Origin of the sequence: Martelella mediterranea DSM 17316 (assembly GCF_002043005.1) — a bacterium.
In the GTDB taxonomy this organism is placed as follows: Bacteria; Pseudomonadota; Alphaproteobacteria; order Rhizobiales; family Rhizobiaceae; genus Martelella; species Martelella mediterranea.
This window is the reverse complement of the sequence record NZ_CP020330.1, coordinates 1,820,057-1,834,246: the sequence shown is the minus strand read 5'-3', so window position 1 is coordinate 1,834,246 and position 14,190 is coordinate 1,820,057. Positions and strand designations below refer to the sequence as shown.

The 14,190-nt window shown below is 57.0% G+C and carries 13 protein-coding genes and 2 pseudogenes; 5 read left to right on the top strand and 10 right to left on the bottom strand.

Annotated elements, in window-relative coordinates:
• Window positions 1-11: 11 nt before the first annotated feature.
• From Mame_RS08525 to Mame_RS08500, 6 genes and pseudogenes are all read right to left on the bottom strand, one after another.
• On the bottom strand, window positions 12-1,013 hold the full coding sequence (locus Mame_RS08525; RefSeq protein ID WP_018066156.1) for a sulfotransferase family protein: 1,002 nt from the start codon (window positions 1,011-1,013) through the stop codon (window positions 12-14).
• An 18-nt stretch (window positions 1,014-1,031) separates the two neighbouring features.
• Window positions 1,032-2,405, bottom strand: coding sequence for a hypothetical protein (locus Mame_RS08520; RefSeq protein WP_018066157.1), 1,374 nt, complete (start codon window positions 2,403-2,405; stop codon window positions 1,032-1,034).
• 189 nt (window positions 2,406-2,594) lie between these two features.
• Window positions 2,595-3,749, bottom strand: a complete 1,155-nt coding sequence (locus Mame_RS08515) for a glycosyltransferase family 4 protein (RefSeq protein WP_162141092.1) — start codon at window positions 3,747-3,749, stop codon at window positions 2,595-2,597.
• Window positions 3,750-3,929: 180 nt separating this feature from the next.
• Window positions 3,930-4,877 (bottom strand): annotated as a pseudogene (locus Mame_RS08510) (IS481 family transposase).
• A gap of 11 nt (window positions 4,878-4,888) precedes the next feature.
• A complete protein-coding gene (locus Mame_RS08505; RefSeq protein ID WP_018066160.1) occupies window positions 4,889-5,287 on the bottom strand; it encodes a hypothetical protein in 399 nt (132 codons plus the stop codon).
• Between the two features lie 63 nt (window positions 5,288-5,350).
• Window positions 5,351-5,560, bottom strand: a pseudogene (locus tag Mame_RS08500) (IS1595 family transposase); the annotation flags it as partial.
• Between the two features lie 461 nt (window positions 5,561-6,021).
• Here Mame_RS08500 and Mame_RS08495 point away from each other — a divergent pair.
• The gene (locus tag Mame_RS08495; protein WP_235726845.1) at window positions 6,022-8,958 is read left to right on the top strand and encodes an autotransporter outer membrane beta-barrel domain-containing protein; all 2,937 of its coding nucleotides are present in this window, start codon (window positions 6,022-6,024) and stop codon (window positions 8,956-8,958) included.
• A 124-nt stretch (window positions 8,959-9,082) separates the two neighbouring features.
• On the opposite strand, the gene Mame_RS08490 is transcribed toward Mame_RS08495, so the two are convergent.
• The 4 genes from Mame_RS08490 to Mame_RS08475 all read right to left on the bottom strand — a co-directional run bounded on the left by Mame_RS08490 (window position 9,083) and on the right by Mame_RS08475 (window position 11,364).
• Entirely contained in the window at window positions 9,083-9,307 is a 225-nt protein-coding gene (locus tag Mame_RS08490; RefSeq protein ID WP_018066163.1) for a hypothetical protein, read from the bottom strand.
• 136 nt (window positions 9,308-9,443) lie between these two features.
• Window positions 9,444-9,653, bottom strand: a complete 210-nt coding sequence (locus Mame_RS08485) for a cold-shock protein (protein WP_018066164.1) — start codon at window positions 9,651-9,653, stop codon at window positions 9,444-9,446.
• A 295-nt stretch (window positions 9,654-9,948) separates the two neighbouring features.
• Window positions 9,949-10,974, bottom strand: coding sequence for a fatty acid desaturase (locus Mame_RS08480; protein WP_051085143.1), 1,026 nt, complete (start codon window positions 10,972-10,974; stop codon window positions 9,949-9,951).
• A gap of 180 nt (window positions 10,975-11,154) precedes the next feature.
• A complete protein-coding gene (locus Mame_RS08475) occupies window positions 11,155-11,364 on the bottom strand; it encodes a cold-shock protein (protein ID WP_018066166.1) in 210 nt (69 codons plus the stop codon).
• Window positions 11,365-11,922: 558 nt separating this feature from the next.
• On the opposite strand from Mame_RS08475, the gene Mame_RS27000 reads away from it, so the two are divergent.
• The 4 genes from Mame_RS27000 to Mame_RS08460 all read left to right on the top strand — a co-directional run bounded on the left by Mame_RS27000 (window position 11,923) and on the right by Mame_RS08460 (window position 14,161).
• Window positions 11,923-12,069: a hypothetical protein gene (locus Mame_RS27000; RefSeq protein ID WP_018066168.1), complete on the top strand. Its 147-nt coding sequence runs from the start codon at window positions 11,923-11,925 to the stop codon at window positions 12,067-12,069.
• Between the two features lie 150 nt (window positions 12,070-12,219).
• Window positions 12,220-12,474, top strand: a complete 255-nt coding sequence (locus tag Mame_RS08470; RefSeq protein WP_026173706.1) for a DUF1488 family protein — start codon at window positions 12,220-12,222, stop codon at window positions 12,472-12,474.
• A gap of 425 nt (window positions 12,475-12,899) precedes the next feature.
• Complete coding sequence (locus tag Mame_RS08465; protein ID WP_018066170.1) at window positions 12,900-13,823, top strand: DnaJ C-terminal domain-containing protein; 924 nt, start codon at window positions 12,900-12,902, stop codon at window positions 13,821-13,823.
• Window positions 13,820-14,161: a chaperone modulator CbpM gene (locus Mame_RS08460; protein ID WP_018066171.1), complete on the top strand. Its 342-nt coding sequence runs from the start codon at window positions 13,820-13,822 to the stop codon at window positions 14,159-14,161. Before Mame_RS08465 ends, Mame_RS08460 begins: the two co-directional genes overlap by 4 nt.
• Window positions 14,162-14,190: the final 29 nt, after the last annotated feature.

Sequence of the window (14,190 nt, the reverse complement as noted above, 5' to 3'; positions counted from 1 at the left end):
CTCGTTTCTTTCTATGCCAGCCGACGCTTGATCGTTTCGCGCAGGTTTTTGAAGCGGCGGACGTTCAAAAGCAGGGCTGTGCCTGACTTGACCATGAAGCCAACCGTGTGGAAGACGCGCACGGGTGCGGTCATTGGCCGAGCGACCGGTGTATAGCCCCAATAGGCCATTTCTTTCGCTGTCGTGGCTTCGCAGATCGCCAGTTCCGACGGAGTAAGGCTGCCATTCCGCCAAGCGTCGACGCGTGAAGCGTCGACGCCGAGTTGATCAGGTTTATCCACAGCGGTTGACGAGCCGATCAGGGCCACCTGGATCATCTCCTCCTCGAACTCGATCCCCGCCAACTCGCAGATCGCCTTTAGCTGGCTGCGTGGATCGGAAAGAAGTTTTTCATATTGGATGACGATCGCGCGGGGATGCTTCTGTAGTTGTCGAGCTCTCCGGCTGGCAGATGCCCACATCAGCGCCATAGTCTTGGGGTGATAATTCACCCATGCGCGCAAGGCCCAGAACAACGGCATACGGTCTCTGGCGATGCGATAACGTCGCCATTTGTTCTTCTGAGAAGCGAGCACCGCGCGGGGGTCGCGCACCATGCATACCATTACCGCGTCGGGGAAAGCCTCCAATATTTCCTCCGCGACGTAAAGGTATCGCGGAGTTTGTTCGCAGGGCACAGTCTTACCTGACCTTCGGGTAATCCGATCAAGCATGGTCGCATATGCCGAAACAATATCGGGCGCCCGGGTCTCGTTTAGTATTTCCTCTGCTTCAGCGGTGAAGTGGCCCGGCTTCACCTTGGCGAAAACATTATCGTCGGCAGAGGTCAAAAGCCTCTCGATGACTTGGCGTCTCTTATCTAGAGGCCAGTTCGGACGTTCGCGGATAGTCTTCGAATCCACCATCTGTTCAAAAAAATGCAGCTCTTCGAAGGTACGGACGTTCGAATGATTATCGAGCATGCGCCCCAGCAGCGTGGTGCCGCTACGACTATTTCCAACGATAAATATCATCGGTATGCAGTCCTGTTCTCAAATAGTTTTAAATCGTTGGCTCGGCGAGCGAGCCTCTGTTGTTTTCAATTCATTTTTGAAATGCGAACATCTAATTGCGCTGGCATACAGACCGACGCTTGTCCAGAACATAAACGAAAGTCCCCGATTCTCGAAGCTCTGATTGCCCAGACTGAGAATGTTTATTCCGATAATTGCCCAAAAAACGATTGTTGCCGCCTGCGCCAACACGGGACTATCGCTCGTCCTGTCGCTTTTGGCCCCCGCAAATATGCGGTACTGCGCCAGATAGAATAGCGCCGTACCTATCAAACCATAATAGCTGAGCAGCGCAATAGGATAAAAATCTTCCAGCGTGTAGTAGAAGGTCGCCAAATAGGTGTACGGCAGTTGCTGACTGTAATTTTCAAAAATGTAGCGCTCAATCAGGCTTCTGTCCGGTGAGAACCCGATCAGCACCATTGGGTCCCCAAGCAATGTCGGGAGATATAGGAACAGATGCCCTAGGCGCTGATTCATGAGGGCACTGATCATCTGAGTGCTGAAGAGGCTTAGGAAATTGGTGTACTCAAACCTCACGGCGGCAGCCAATTGCGTCAAAATTGCGAAGCCGATCGGAACGACTACCAGGGTGATCAGCACCATTGCGACGCGCCAGATCAACCGGGCTCTGGAGAAAACATAGAGCGCCAGAAGCACCAAAGCAGCCAGGAAAATGGTACGCGAACCACTGAAGAATATCAGGGTCAGAAACAGTAGGAGCAAGGCAAAGGTCCCAGTTCCGCGTTTCAGCCGGGCTATAGCGAAAATCATACCGAGCAGCATCATATAGCCGAAAGAAATGAAATCGCCCATACTGCCGATAAGCATGTTTCGGCTGAGCCCTCGGTTCGAGGTGAATGAACGGCTATCGCCCGTAAGGACGTTGCTGTAGTCGTTTGGCCTGAACAAATCTATCACAGTCTGCCCGCCTATCAATTGCAGCATGCCGATTGCTGCCTGAAGAATGATGAGGGCAAACAGGAACCGCGTAAGTTTATGGACTTTCCGCTCGCTGTTGACAACATATGGCAACGCCATGGCGAGGAATACGAAGCGATTCAGGACAAAGATTTCGCTTCCGCTGGTAGCTAGATTTGCCTGCGTTGAAAATATGCTGATAGCAATCGCATAACAGAAAAAGAGCATATAAGGGCGCTCGTAGCGAAGACCGCTCAGCATGAACGGGCGTGACTGGATTATCGCGGCGGCGACAGCCATGCCCAATAGGAGAATCGACGACAGGTCAACGAGGGACCTCGCCAAAAACAAAGTTCCTCCAGACAAGCCTATCAACGAAAAAACAGTCTCTTGCGTCGTAATAAGAAAAGCAAAAATATAGATTATGTACATTTTTTCCGCTACTCTGACTGCTGTCCGCCATCGCTTTCACCTGGGAGGCGCAGAAAATAGCAGCTGATGGAAACATATAGTCCAATTCCATGAATTTTTAAAATGTCTGACGCGACCGCTCCAATCTGATCGGAAGAAGTTGAGACGGCGCTACCTCATGGTCGTTCGTCCCCAGCGCCCGACTCGCCGCTACGTATGGGTCTCGTTGATTGTCGTCGCGTAAATATCCAACAAGCGAGCTAAATAAGTCTCGGGCGAAAACCGCGATGCAACGTCTTGTCTAGCAGCGTTAGTCATCGCTGCGATATCGGCCTTCTCCAGAGTCTTCAATGCCGTCCTCAATGATTCAACATCGCCGGGCTCGAACAGAAAGCCGTCTTCGCCTTCTCTGATGACTTCGGTCAGTCCGCCAATGCGCGAGGCAATCACAGGCGTACCGACGGCTTTTGCCTCAAGCGCCGTCAGCCCGAAGGTCTCGTACCATTCGGACGGAACCACCACGGCCCGCGCTTGCGCAACAAGCTGCTTAAGAGGTTCGCCGGATACGAACTCAAGATACTCGACATTTGGCATGCGTCGAACCCTTTCACGAAGCTCTGCACTCCATGCGCCGACCCCCGCTATCTTGAGCTTGATATCGGTTCCAGCCACGGCCTCCAGTAGCGTCGGCACTCCCTTGAGCTTCTCGATGCGACCGAAATACAGCAAGTAGTCTTGTCTAGGCTTGTCTATTTTCGGTTGCACCGATTTGGCGTCCACGAAGTTATGCAGGGTGATGAGCTTGTGTTCGGAAATTCCAGCACGTACGAACATCTCACGCTGGAAATCGCTGACGCAGATGAAGCGATCAATCAACCGATTGCTGCCATGTAGGCGAGACAAGTTATGTTCAAGCCAAAGCAGAGCGCTTTTGTGAAGCGAGTTGTCTCGACAACGGTACCGAACACAGTTCGCTGAGGTCCCAGTGACGCACGCCTCACAGATATTGCCATTTCTCTCCAGCGTGTAGACGGGACAGATCAACTTATACTCGTGCAGGCTTTGAACCACTGGTATTTTCCGCGTCTTTAGCGGCTTCAGGATGGATGAGGTAAGTCTTCCATAATATATATGCAGGTGAGCTATATCTACTCGTTTCCTTTTACCCATCATTGAATCCAGCATATTGCGAGCATCTTCATTGAAGAGAAATCGCTTTACATCGGAAATTCCAGCGTTCTTTGTATCAATAGCGTCGCAGAAATATTCCGAATCCTTGCAATCTAGATCTTTGTCGCTCTTCGCCGAAAAATAACTCACATCATGTCCGGCGGATTCAAGTAATTCTCCGGTATTGATATACAAACGGTCAGATCCGCCAGTTATTCTATGATTGTTGTTAATTTGTAAAATGTGCATTTTCTAGCTTTATCAATCCATTCAAAAAGGGAACTGCAGCGGCAATGCCAGCTTGCCGCCGGCAAGCCGATGAACGGATCATCGCTCATTGTGACGATGGTTTCCAGTGTCATGTATTGTGAACGTTTAGGTGTTCGGTCCCGGCATTTGGTGGATCGGATTGAGTTTGAACCGTTGGGGTTCAGAAGTCCAGATTTTGCAAATGTATTCGTATGGCGTTAGCCCGCGCAGCGTTTTCAATCGTCGCCCGAAATTGTGGGCGTTGATAAAGTCCTGGAGATGGGCCTCTAACTGGGCATGATCATCATAGCGAAAGCGCTTGTCCGTTGCCTCTTTGATGGTGCGGTTCATCCGCTCAACCTAGTCGTTTGTCCGGGGATGTTTTACCTTGGTCAAGCGATGCTGGATGCCGTTTGCTTCGCAGGTTCGCGTAAAGATGTGGCTGAAATCGTGAATGTCGCGGGTACGATTGGTAAACTGAATACCATTGTCTGTCAGCACAGTGTGGATGGCATAGAGAACTGCTTTGACCAGATTGCGCAGGAACTGGGCGGCCGCCATCTTACCTGCCTTCCCGTACAATTCGGCATAGTTAAACTTGGACGTCCTGTCGATGGCGACGAAGAGGTAGCGTTTGCCTTCGGCGGTGTGAACTTCAGCAATATCAATGTGAAAATAGCCGATGGGATAGGTTTTTAATTTCTTCTTGACCGGCTTGTCACCCTTTATCTCTGGCAGTCTGGAAATGCCATGCCGTTGCAGGCAGCGATGCAGGCTGAGCGCGTGAGGTGTGGAATGGTGGGCTGCAGCGCATAAAGGCAATCATCGAGCGGCAGCAGAGTTGCTTGCGGAAGGCAACGATCACTGCCTCTTCCTCAAGCCACAAGACCGTTGACTTCGGCTCTTTGAGACCGGTCGGCAGATCAGAAACGGAAATTCGCTTCTTCCATTTAGCTACAGTCTTTTGATTGATCCCATGCTGCTTCGAAAGTGTTCTCAGGCTCACTTGACTATTCTGTATTGCCGACGGACTGCCTGAATCGTCGTGGCGCTGCCGTGTAGAATCCGGCCCATAGTGCTTCTCTTCATTCATATGAGAAAATTGCATCATCAAACCCAGGGATCAAATAGAAGGAAGCGGTCGAACCCGAGAACCGCGCCGTTTGATGCGTGTATTTGTACCCCCGGTTGCGCATCAGCGTAACGTGATCGGCCATCATTTTGCCGAGCACGCTGCCGAACGGCCTGGGCTGGTATAGCCCGGCAAGAGCGCTGTCCAGATCGCTGGAGGTCAGTGCTCGCCACACCGGCATGCACTGCTTGCTATTACAAGCATCGCGCAGCGCGGCGACGGGATTGCATTCGATCGCTCCGATTTCCTCAAGGTGATCGAGAAACCGGTCGATAATCCGGGTGCGGTTTTTCGGCCCGGGGATCGCGCTCGCGTATATTGGTCGCGATGACGCCCGCCGCCACCGTATCAAGCAGCCGGAAATCCTCTCACCTCAATTAAAACCAAATCTGCCTCAAGGGCGCTGATCCGGGACAAACTGGAAGCGGCATTCGCCATTGAAGCGCGGATAAAGACCAGGACGCGCTCGGTGCTTTGCCATGTCACGTCCGGCGATTGCGATGGCGCGTTTATAACCACACGCCGGGCCGTTCACGCCTTTCGGCCAAACCATCGCTGCCAGCGGACGCCGGCAACGTGCTTCGTCCGAGACCGCCTTCGTCATGTCGTCGACGGTTCGGATCATCGAAGCACAGCCATAACGTCTTCAGATTGATATCCTGCCGTTGGGCGTTCTCCGTTTTCTGGCTTGGCAGATCGGTGTCGATCATCGCGAGATCGACCCCAGCGTCCATCGTGGATGAAAACTCACAAGCGAACGAACCTTGGCACGCCTCCGGCCTGGGCCGTCGAAAAAAACGCGGTCAATTGAGAATCGGGCCGCAAGAGTCTCAATTGAAGTGTAATGCGACAGCAAAGTTTTGGGAAGTTCTGCTTTCCCACGCTCAGCCGCCATGCCGGAAATGGACGCCCCGCTCTTTGCCCCGAAACCCCGATGGCCGATCGGACTGCCGCTTCCTTGTAGTCGAAAAAGAACGAACGCACCCTTCATTTAATTCGCTAATATTGGAATTGTTAATACAAGAATTTTCTGTATATCTTCTTTCCAAGATTATGTTTTATCCCTCCATCGCGTCAGGAATTTTTGTGAATAAAAGCAAATCACGCACTGTTTTGCTGTCGTCCAGTGCTTTTCCGCTCGGCTTTGTGGCGGCCTTCGGCGTTGCCCTTCATGCCCATGCGCAGACACCGACGCCGTATACAACGCTGAATTTCGGGTCGAGCGGGACATTCCTCACCGGCATTCGCGGCAATACCATCGTCGGCAATTACGTGGTGCCCGGCACCACGGCCACGGGCGGTCTTCTTTACGATACCCGCTCCGGCACATGGTCGGCGATGCCGGTGGCGACCGCAAATGGCGTCAACTATCCGGGCGCGATCGGCTCCTCGCCCTATGGGCCGAGCTTTGGCAATCAGGGCGGCGTGTTGCGCACCGTGGGCAGTTACATCACCGAGGCCTCATCGCCCTACGACCTCAGCTATCTCTATGACGCGGCCGCCGCGCCGGGAGCCCAGCTCACCGAACTGGTCTATCCCGGCACATCCGACAACCCGACGCTCTACACGATCGCGCACAGCACGTTCGGCGATACCGTGGTGGGCAATTACGACACCCTGCTGGCGACCGGCAACGCCATGATCTACACGATCAGCACCGGCACCTATGTCACCAACAACAAGCCCGGCGCCGTCAGCACCACCGCCTATGGCGTCTATGGCGACATGATCGCCGGCGGCTACGCCGAGGTCGGCCTCGGCGGCGGCATCGGGTTCGAGCATGGCTATCTCTACAACACCGTCACCGACACCTGGTCGACCTACGATCATCCCGGCGCGATCGTCACGCATCTGGAAGGCATTACCAGCGCGGGCCGCTCCGGCGAGTACAACATGGTGGCAAACTGGGTCATGCCGGATGGCTCGCTGCATGCCGGCGTGCTGCACGTCAATGCCCTCGGCATCCCGAGCTGGTACGAACTCGACATCCCCGGCGCCGACGTGGTCTCTTCCAACTCGGCCTATGGCGATACCGTGGTCGGCATCTATCTGATGCCCGGGGACACCGCGCCCAACGGCTATGTCGCCACGGTTGCGGGGATCTACAATCCGATCCGCAACGCCGGCGCGCTGACCTCCGGCGTCGACGGCGATGCCGCCCTTTCGGGCCGCAAGGGCGATGACATCATCAATGACGGCACCATCAGCATGACCGGCAATGGCGGCATCGGCATGCGCGGCGAGACATATGGCGTGCTCACCAATAACGGCACGATTGCCGCCTCCGGCATCGCCGGCGCGGCGGTCGAGCTGCACGGCGTTTATGGCACGTTCCTGAACTACGGCACGCTGAGCGCGCCGGCCGTCGCGGATGCCCTGCGCACCGGCCCCGACAGCTTTGGCACTGTTATCGTCAACGCCGGCGTCATCGACGGCCGCATCGCCGCGACGGCGGGACCGGCAAAGCGGTTCGAGAACAGCGGCTGGATCGGCGTCAGCGGCACCGGGGTCCCGATCACCCATCTCCTCAGCGGCATCTATTCACAGACCGAGGCCGGCACGCTGTCGCTGCGCGTCGGCGAAACCGGCCATGACAGGTTCGGCCTGACAGGCACCGCCCGGCTTGCCGGCACGCTCGAGGTTCCGTTCCAGACCGCGACGCTGGCCACGAGCTACGACCTGTTCGCCGCCACCGACGAGATCACCGGCACCTTCACCACCCTGACCACGCCCGGCCTGCCGGGTTACGTGGCAACGGCGCTCGATTACGCCGATAACGTCGTCACGCTGGATCTGACCTCGCAGATGGCTTCGCAGACCGGCCTGACGGCCAACCAGTCCGCCGTCGGCGGCGCCGTGGATGCGGCCTTCAACAGCGGCCTCCTGGCGACTGGCGGAAACGCCACGGCGGATGCGCTCAACAGCATCTACAGCCTGTCCGGCTCCCAGCTGGCGCCGGCGCTCGGTAGCCTCTCCGGCGAAATCTATGCCAGCCAGCGTTCGGTTCTGCTCAATGATGGCCGTTTTACGCGTGAGGCGGTTCTGGATCGGCTGCGACAGCTCAACTATGGAAATACGGCGGGGCCGCTGACAGCGCTCGGCGGCGGACAGGCCGACACCGGCAGTCTGGTGACCGGTTACGCCGCTGACACATCCGCGAGCGCCCCCGGCTTTTATGACAGCGGCAGTTCAGGGTTTTCCGTGTGGGGAACGGGTTACGGCAGCTGGGGCAGCTTCGATAGTGACGGCAATGCCGCGAGCCTCGACACATCGCTTGGCGGGATCATGACCGGCATCGATGCCAGGCTCGACCTCAACAGCTATGCCGGCGTGGCTCTCGGCTACTCTCATTCCAGCAGCACGGTCGACGGCGTGAACAGCTCGGCAGACGCCAATAGCGGGATCATCGCCGCCTATGCGGGAACAAATCTGGACGGCGTGAACGTGCGCGGCGGCGTAAGCTATACCTTCAGCGACGTGAACACCTCCCGCGGCATAGCGCTTCCGGCGCTTGCGACCAACGCGGATGGTCAGTTCAACGCCGGGCTCACCCAGGTCTTCGGCGAGATCGGCTATGGCATGGAATTCCAGGAAATGGCGATTGAACCGTTCGCGGGTCTTGCCTGGGCGCATCTCAACACCGACGGCTTCACCGAAAGCAGCGCGGCGGCCGGGCTGACAGGCGAGAGCCAAAGCTCCGATGTCGGCTACGCCACCCTTGGCATCCGGATCGCGAAAGACTTTGCGATGCAGGGAGGCAGCGTGCTCACGCCCCGCGCGGCACTTGCATGGCAATATGCGTTTGGCGATCTGAACCCTGGGGCGAGCTTGAGCTTTGCCGCACTCGGCGGCTCGGCGTTTACCGCAAGCGGCGTCCCTCTGTCCGAAAATTCGGCGCTGCTCGACATCGGCCTCGACCTTCAGATCGGCAGCTCGATGACGGCTGGTATTTCCTATGTTGGCCAGTTCGCCAGCGAAACGCGGCAGAATGACGTGCGGGGCACGCTGAGCTGGCGATTCTGAATTCGGATGCCATCTCTCCGGGCCCTTAAGCCCAATTTGTTCTCAAGCGCCTGATCGTCTTTGAGCGATCAGGCGCTGTTTCCGGCCCTCTCCAAAACACTATCTGCACGTCGTGTTGAACACGTCATGCCATCCTGGCCCGTTTGGCGATGAGAGCGGCGGTCGCCGACTTCCGGTGTTCAAGTTCTTTTGCAAGGCGGGCTTCACGAAGCCGCCGGGTCTTTTCCTCGCGGGCAAGAGCGAGGAAATCCAGCTCCTCGACGACCGCATTGCGCGCGAAGAATTGCGATTGGGCATTGGCAAAGGCGATCTCGGCCTTCTGGCGAGATTTGCTGTGTGTCTGTGACATGATCTTTTCCGAATTGGACGCCGCACGGTAGCGCGGCAACAAAAAAAGGCCAGGCGGTAAGCCTGACCTTGTTGGTATCGTGCTCTCGACAGTGCCAGTACATCCGTGGTCACTGGAGAATGGATACCGGGATATTTCAGGCAGCCTGCAGGTTGCAGGCCGACATCTTGCCCGACTTGCTGTCGCGCTCGAGGTCGTAGCCGATCTTCTGGCCTTCCACGAGTTCGCGCATTCCGGAGCGTTCTACGGCGGAGATGTGAACAAATGCATCGGCGCCGCCATTGTCAGGCTGAATAAAGCCGAAGCCCTTGGTCGAATTGAACCATTTAACTGTGCCAGTGGTCATGATGAACCCTTTCATAGCAATAGGAGACCACAACGCCGAAAGCGCTGCGGATGGTGATAGCGATTTTTGGAAGAAAAGGTTCGTTCAAGTAGCGGTGTCAAACGCACAATAACTAAAGCTTAACAAGCAAATATCGACCATCGATATATGGGGTCTTTTCATCCGGTTGTCAACTTTTAGTTTTCCGCCTTCGATTTCTTCGGCATCTGGTTGTGACTCCGGTTGCCCCTCTTTGCGGCGGAGAAAACAGGGCTGGGACTGGAGGAGGCGCATACCGCTTGAACAGGCCTTGGCATCACGCGCTCAAGCGCGCCTGCCGGAATGAAACCAGTCGACCCGTCCTTTCATCCCACAGCACGAACCTGACACAACGCAGGCTCTCCATGAGCGTGATCCGGCCCGTGTCGCGCAGTTCCGGGTAATCGCGCAGCACTTCCGGCAGGCGATAGAACGGCACTTTCGCCGCAAGGTGATGGACGTGGTGGATACCGATATTGCCTGTGATCCAGCGCAACGGACGCGGAAGGTCGTAATGCGAGCTGCCATTGAGCGCCGCATTCTGGAAATCCCAGTTGCGGGCCTCAGACCAGTGGGTTTCCTCGAACTGGTGCTGGATATAAAACAGCCAAACCCCGGCCGTCGCGGCCATCAGCGTGATCGGCAGCTGTACCGTCAGAAACGCAAGCGGCCCCATGAGCCACATCAGCAGGGCAACGGGAATGGCGGCCCCGACGGTGGTGACGATGGTCGACGTCCATGGCTCCAGACCAGCCCGCATCAGGCCGAGCGGCAACCGGTACTGGCAGATGAACAGCCAGGCGGGACCGAACCCGAACATAACGACCGGATGGCGATAAAGACGATAGCGCAGCCGCCCCCAGAACGACCGGGCATGATATTCCCTGACCGTCAGCGTATCGACATCGCCGATGCCGCGCTTGTCGAGATTGCCGGTCGTGGCGTGATGAACCGCGTGGGTCCGGCGCCAGTAATCGTAAGGCGTCAGGGTGAAAACGCCGATGACGCGACCAGTCCAGTCGTTGGCGCGGCGGCGGGCGAAGAGTGCGCCATGCCCGCAATCATGCTGCAGGACAAACAGGCGAACAAGGAAACCGGCCGCGGGAACCGTCAGCAGCAGCGCCCACCAGTGGCCGTTGAGGACAGCCAGTGCCAGCAGTCCCCACAGGCAGACGAAGGGCAACGCCGTGACCGCGATCTCGATCGTGCTGCGGAGCGGACTGGCCTGCCGGTAAGGCGCAAGCGCTGCGATCCATGAACGATGGTTCCGTTCGATTTCGGCCTTTACGGTATTGCGATCCATGGCTTCTCCTGGCGCCGGTCCAAGCTTGACCGGGACGCGCGAAATCTGTCTCGAAAGGTTCGCCGCCGCGACCTGCATACGGTCGCTCAAAGCAAGAAAGGCCGAGCGCATTGCCCGGCCGATCCATCCGTCTCGACATTCCGTGCCAGTACATCCGTGGTCACGGAACAGAGACAAACTTTATGCAGCGCGCAGGTTTTCCGCGGCGCTTTTGCCGGACCTGTCATCGGTCACGACATCGAAGGACAGCTTCTGGCCTTCGGCAATGGCGCTCATTCCGGAGCGTTCGACGGCGGAAATATGGACGAATACATCCGATCCGCCGCCCTCGACCTCAATGAAGCCAAAACCCTTGGTGCTGTTGAAAAACTTCACTGTACCAGTGCTCATGACGATTTCCTTTCAATCAATCAGAGAGAATGCCCGACGGGCCATGATGGCCGCAACCGGACGATAAAGTCGATGTTGATGGGAAAATCACCAGAGCGCGAGGCGCAAAACAAAGTTCGTCAAACAAGATCGATGAAATCCATATGGGCTTATTTCTTGTTTAAATCAAGGCGAGATTTTAGTTTTATCGAAGAAAAATCGAAAATAAAAAACTTAATTATTATGAAAATATTACGATTATGCCCTGTAATTTAATCTCGATCATAGATATATACGGTTTTACGGCTCGCTAAAGCCGACCTCTTTAAAAATCGCCTTGAAAAATGCGCTGCAGGATTTCGCCCGGATTGTGAAGCGATGCCCGCTCATGCGCGTAACCGGGAGCGTCTTTGCCGGGCCAGCGGCGCATGCGCCAGCGCATTTGGCTTAACGACCTCAGGGACTGAAATCCCGGCGAAGCCTCGGAAGAATTTCTCGCCGTGCGCAATGCCCGGATCTACGAGCGGCAAGCAACAGGCGCCACCGCAACAAAGCGCGCCGGACAAGCGGAGTTACCAGATGGCCAAGGGTCAAAAGCGAAGCAATCGCGAAATCAGAAAGCCCAAGAAGGAAAAGGCCGCGGCGGTTGTCGACGTGCCGTTTGCCGGTTCGCTGGTCAGAAACGCCGGCAACAGCAATGTGACGCGTGGCAAGCCGAAAGGCTGACCCAGTCAGATCGAAACGCGCTCCAGGCGGCCGCAGCCCCGTCCCGAACGATCGTCTGCCAGGCTTCTTTTGCTGACGACGGGGTCCGGTCTGCTCGCCTGTTTTCAAACGATGGCATTTCGCGCCACCTTCTCAAGGATGTATTCGGCCATGGCACTTGCTTTTCCCAATCAAAGCCGCAGTTACGACGAAAACGGCAGGCGCGTCCGCTTCACCGGGCATGACGGCATGTTCGAGGTCATGTTCTTCGTCAGGGCCGATGCGCTGAGCAATCCGGCCGAAGGCGAGGCGAGCTATCTCGCTGCATTCGACGCGGCGCGCGAGACGATCTACGACAAGGCTCGCAAGATTTACCTGAAGGGCCGCAAGGCGGTCTATGTCCTCTCGGCGGCCGACTTCGCCTGACCCGTCAGCCGCTCCGCCGCCGGAATTTCGCGTCCGGGCGCATAAGCAATCCGACACTGCGCCACCGAGGGATCGAGCAACCCCAACGGACCGCTAGCCGCTCTAGCAGAATAGCGCAACCTACCCTCTACCCGTCATCCAACACCGTGGCGTCGACGATCAAAGCGTCGGTTGACGATGGGCTTCTCCATCCTGCCCGGTGGATGATTGTGGCCGCTGAAATCTTTGCGACAGGTCCATCCAAAGTGGTAACGCGGTGTAGCCCTCGGTTGCTCAGGCGAAACGCATGGAATTATCGTTTCCATTGCGCCTCGCCGCCATGCTGTATAGGTTTCGCAATACCGAATTCAGGCGAGCCCAGCGGGACATTTCGGCCACCGATATATCGAAGGCCGATCAGAACGCGCATGAGATGGGATCAAAGCATGACCGACCCCTATGAAACCCTCGGCGTTGCGCGCACCGCGACCGACAAGGAGATCAAGGACGCGTTCAAGAAGCTTGCGCGCAAATATCATCCTGATCTGCATCCGGATGACAAGACGGCCGAGGAGAGGTTCAAGGCCATCTCGGCGGCAAACGACCTGCTCAAGGACAAGGAGAAGCGTCGGCGGTTCGACGCGGGCGAGATCGACGCCAGTGGAGCGGAGAAACCCCAACAGCGGTATTACCGTGATTTCGCCGACGGACCGGGCCACCCCTCCCACGCGGCGCAGGATGGCTTTGCCGGTAATGAGGATCTGGAGGATTTTCTGGCCCGCGCTTTCGGCGCCGGGGCCGGAACGAGACAGTCACAGGGCTCATTTCGGGCGCGGGGGCAGGATGTGAGTTACGTGCTGCCGGTCAGCTTCATGGACGCGGCCAACGGCGCCGTTCGCACCAGCACATTGCCCGAGGGCAAGACATTGAACGTGACCATCCCCGAGGGCGCCGACGACCGGCAGATGCTGCGGCTGAAAGGCCAGGGCATGCCCGGCTTCGGCGGCGGGCCGGCCGGTGACGCCTTTATCGAACTGCATGTCGAGCCGCACGCGTTTTTCCGCCGCAAGGACAACAATATCCATGTGGAGGTACCTGTCACGCTGAAAGAAGCCGTATTGGGGGCGCGGATCACCGTGCCGACGATCAGCGGATCGGTCGCCGTAACGATTCCGCGAGGTGCGAATACCGGCCAGACGTTGCGACTGCGCGACAAGGGAGTTCTCGACCGCAAGACCGGCAAGCGCGGGCACCAGATGGTCACTCTGAAGGTCGTCTTGCCCGCTGGCGATGAACCGGAATTGGCCGCGTTTCTGGAGACCTGGCAGCCGAAGTCTCGGGACGAACCGCGCAAGGAGATGTTGAAATGATGCGCGTTGACGAAATTGTCGAGCAGATAGAGACCCTTCAGCGAAGCGATCTCGACGCCTGGATCAGCGAGGCGCTGATCTCGCCACAGGAGGACGCCGGAACTCTGTTCTTTTCGGAGATGGAATGCGCACGCATCCGCCTGATCTGCACCCTGCATTATGAACTGGAGATCGACGCGGAAACTGTGCCGGTCGTGCTGTCTCTGGTCGATCAGCTCCACCAGACCCGCCAGCGCCTGCTGAAACTGACGGCCGCCGTGGCGGCGCAGGACAAGGCCGTGCAGGCCGCAATTCTTGCTGCAATCGATCTGGGCGATGGGATTGACGAGAAGTCATAGGGTGTTGTCGCGGGGGCTTTGTCGCATAA

Coding starts and splice junctions, on each gene's coding strand:
- Mame_RS08490 (WP_018066163.1), bottom strand. CDS start 9,307: ATGTCACAGACACACAGCAAATCTCGCCAGAAGGCCGAGATCGCCTTT.
- Mame_RS08470 (WP_026173706.1), top strand. CDS start 12,220: ATGGCACTTGCTTTTCCCAATCAAAGCCGCAGTTACGACGAAAACGGC.
- Mame_RS08460 (WP_018066171.1), top strand. CDS start 13,820: ATGATGCGCGTTGACGAAATTGTCGAGCAGATAGAGACCCTTCAGCGA.
- Mame_RS08475 (WP_018066166.1), bottom strand. CDS start 11,364: ATGAGCACTGGTACAGTGAAGTTTTTCAACAGCACCAAGGGTTTTGGC.
- Mame_RS08525 (WP_018066156.1), bottom strand. CDS start 1,013: ATGATATTTATCGTTGGAAATAGTCGTAGCGGCACCACGCTGCTGGGG.
- Mame_RS08485 (WP_018066164.1), bottom strand. CDS start 9,653: ATGACCACTGGCACAGTTAAATGGTTCAATTCGACCAAGGGCTTCGGC.
- Mame_RS08465 (WP_018066170.1), top strand. CDS start 12,900: ATGACCGACCCCTATGAAACCCTCGGCGTTGCGCGCACCGCGACCGAC.
- Mame_RS08480 (WP_051085143.1), bottom strand. CDS start 10,974: ATGGATCGCAATACCGTAAAGGCCGAAATCGAACGGAACCATCGTTCA.
- Mame_RS08520 (WP_018066157.1), bottom strand. CDS start 2,405: ATGTACATAATCTATATTTTTGCTTTTCTTATTACGACGCAAGAGACT.
- Mame_RS27000 (WP_018066168.1), top strand. CDS start 11,923: ATGGCCAAGGGTCAAAAGCGAAGCAATCGCGAAATCAGAAAGCCCAAG.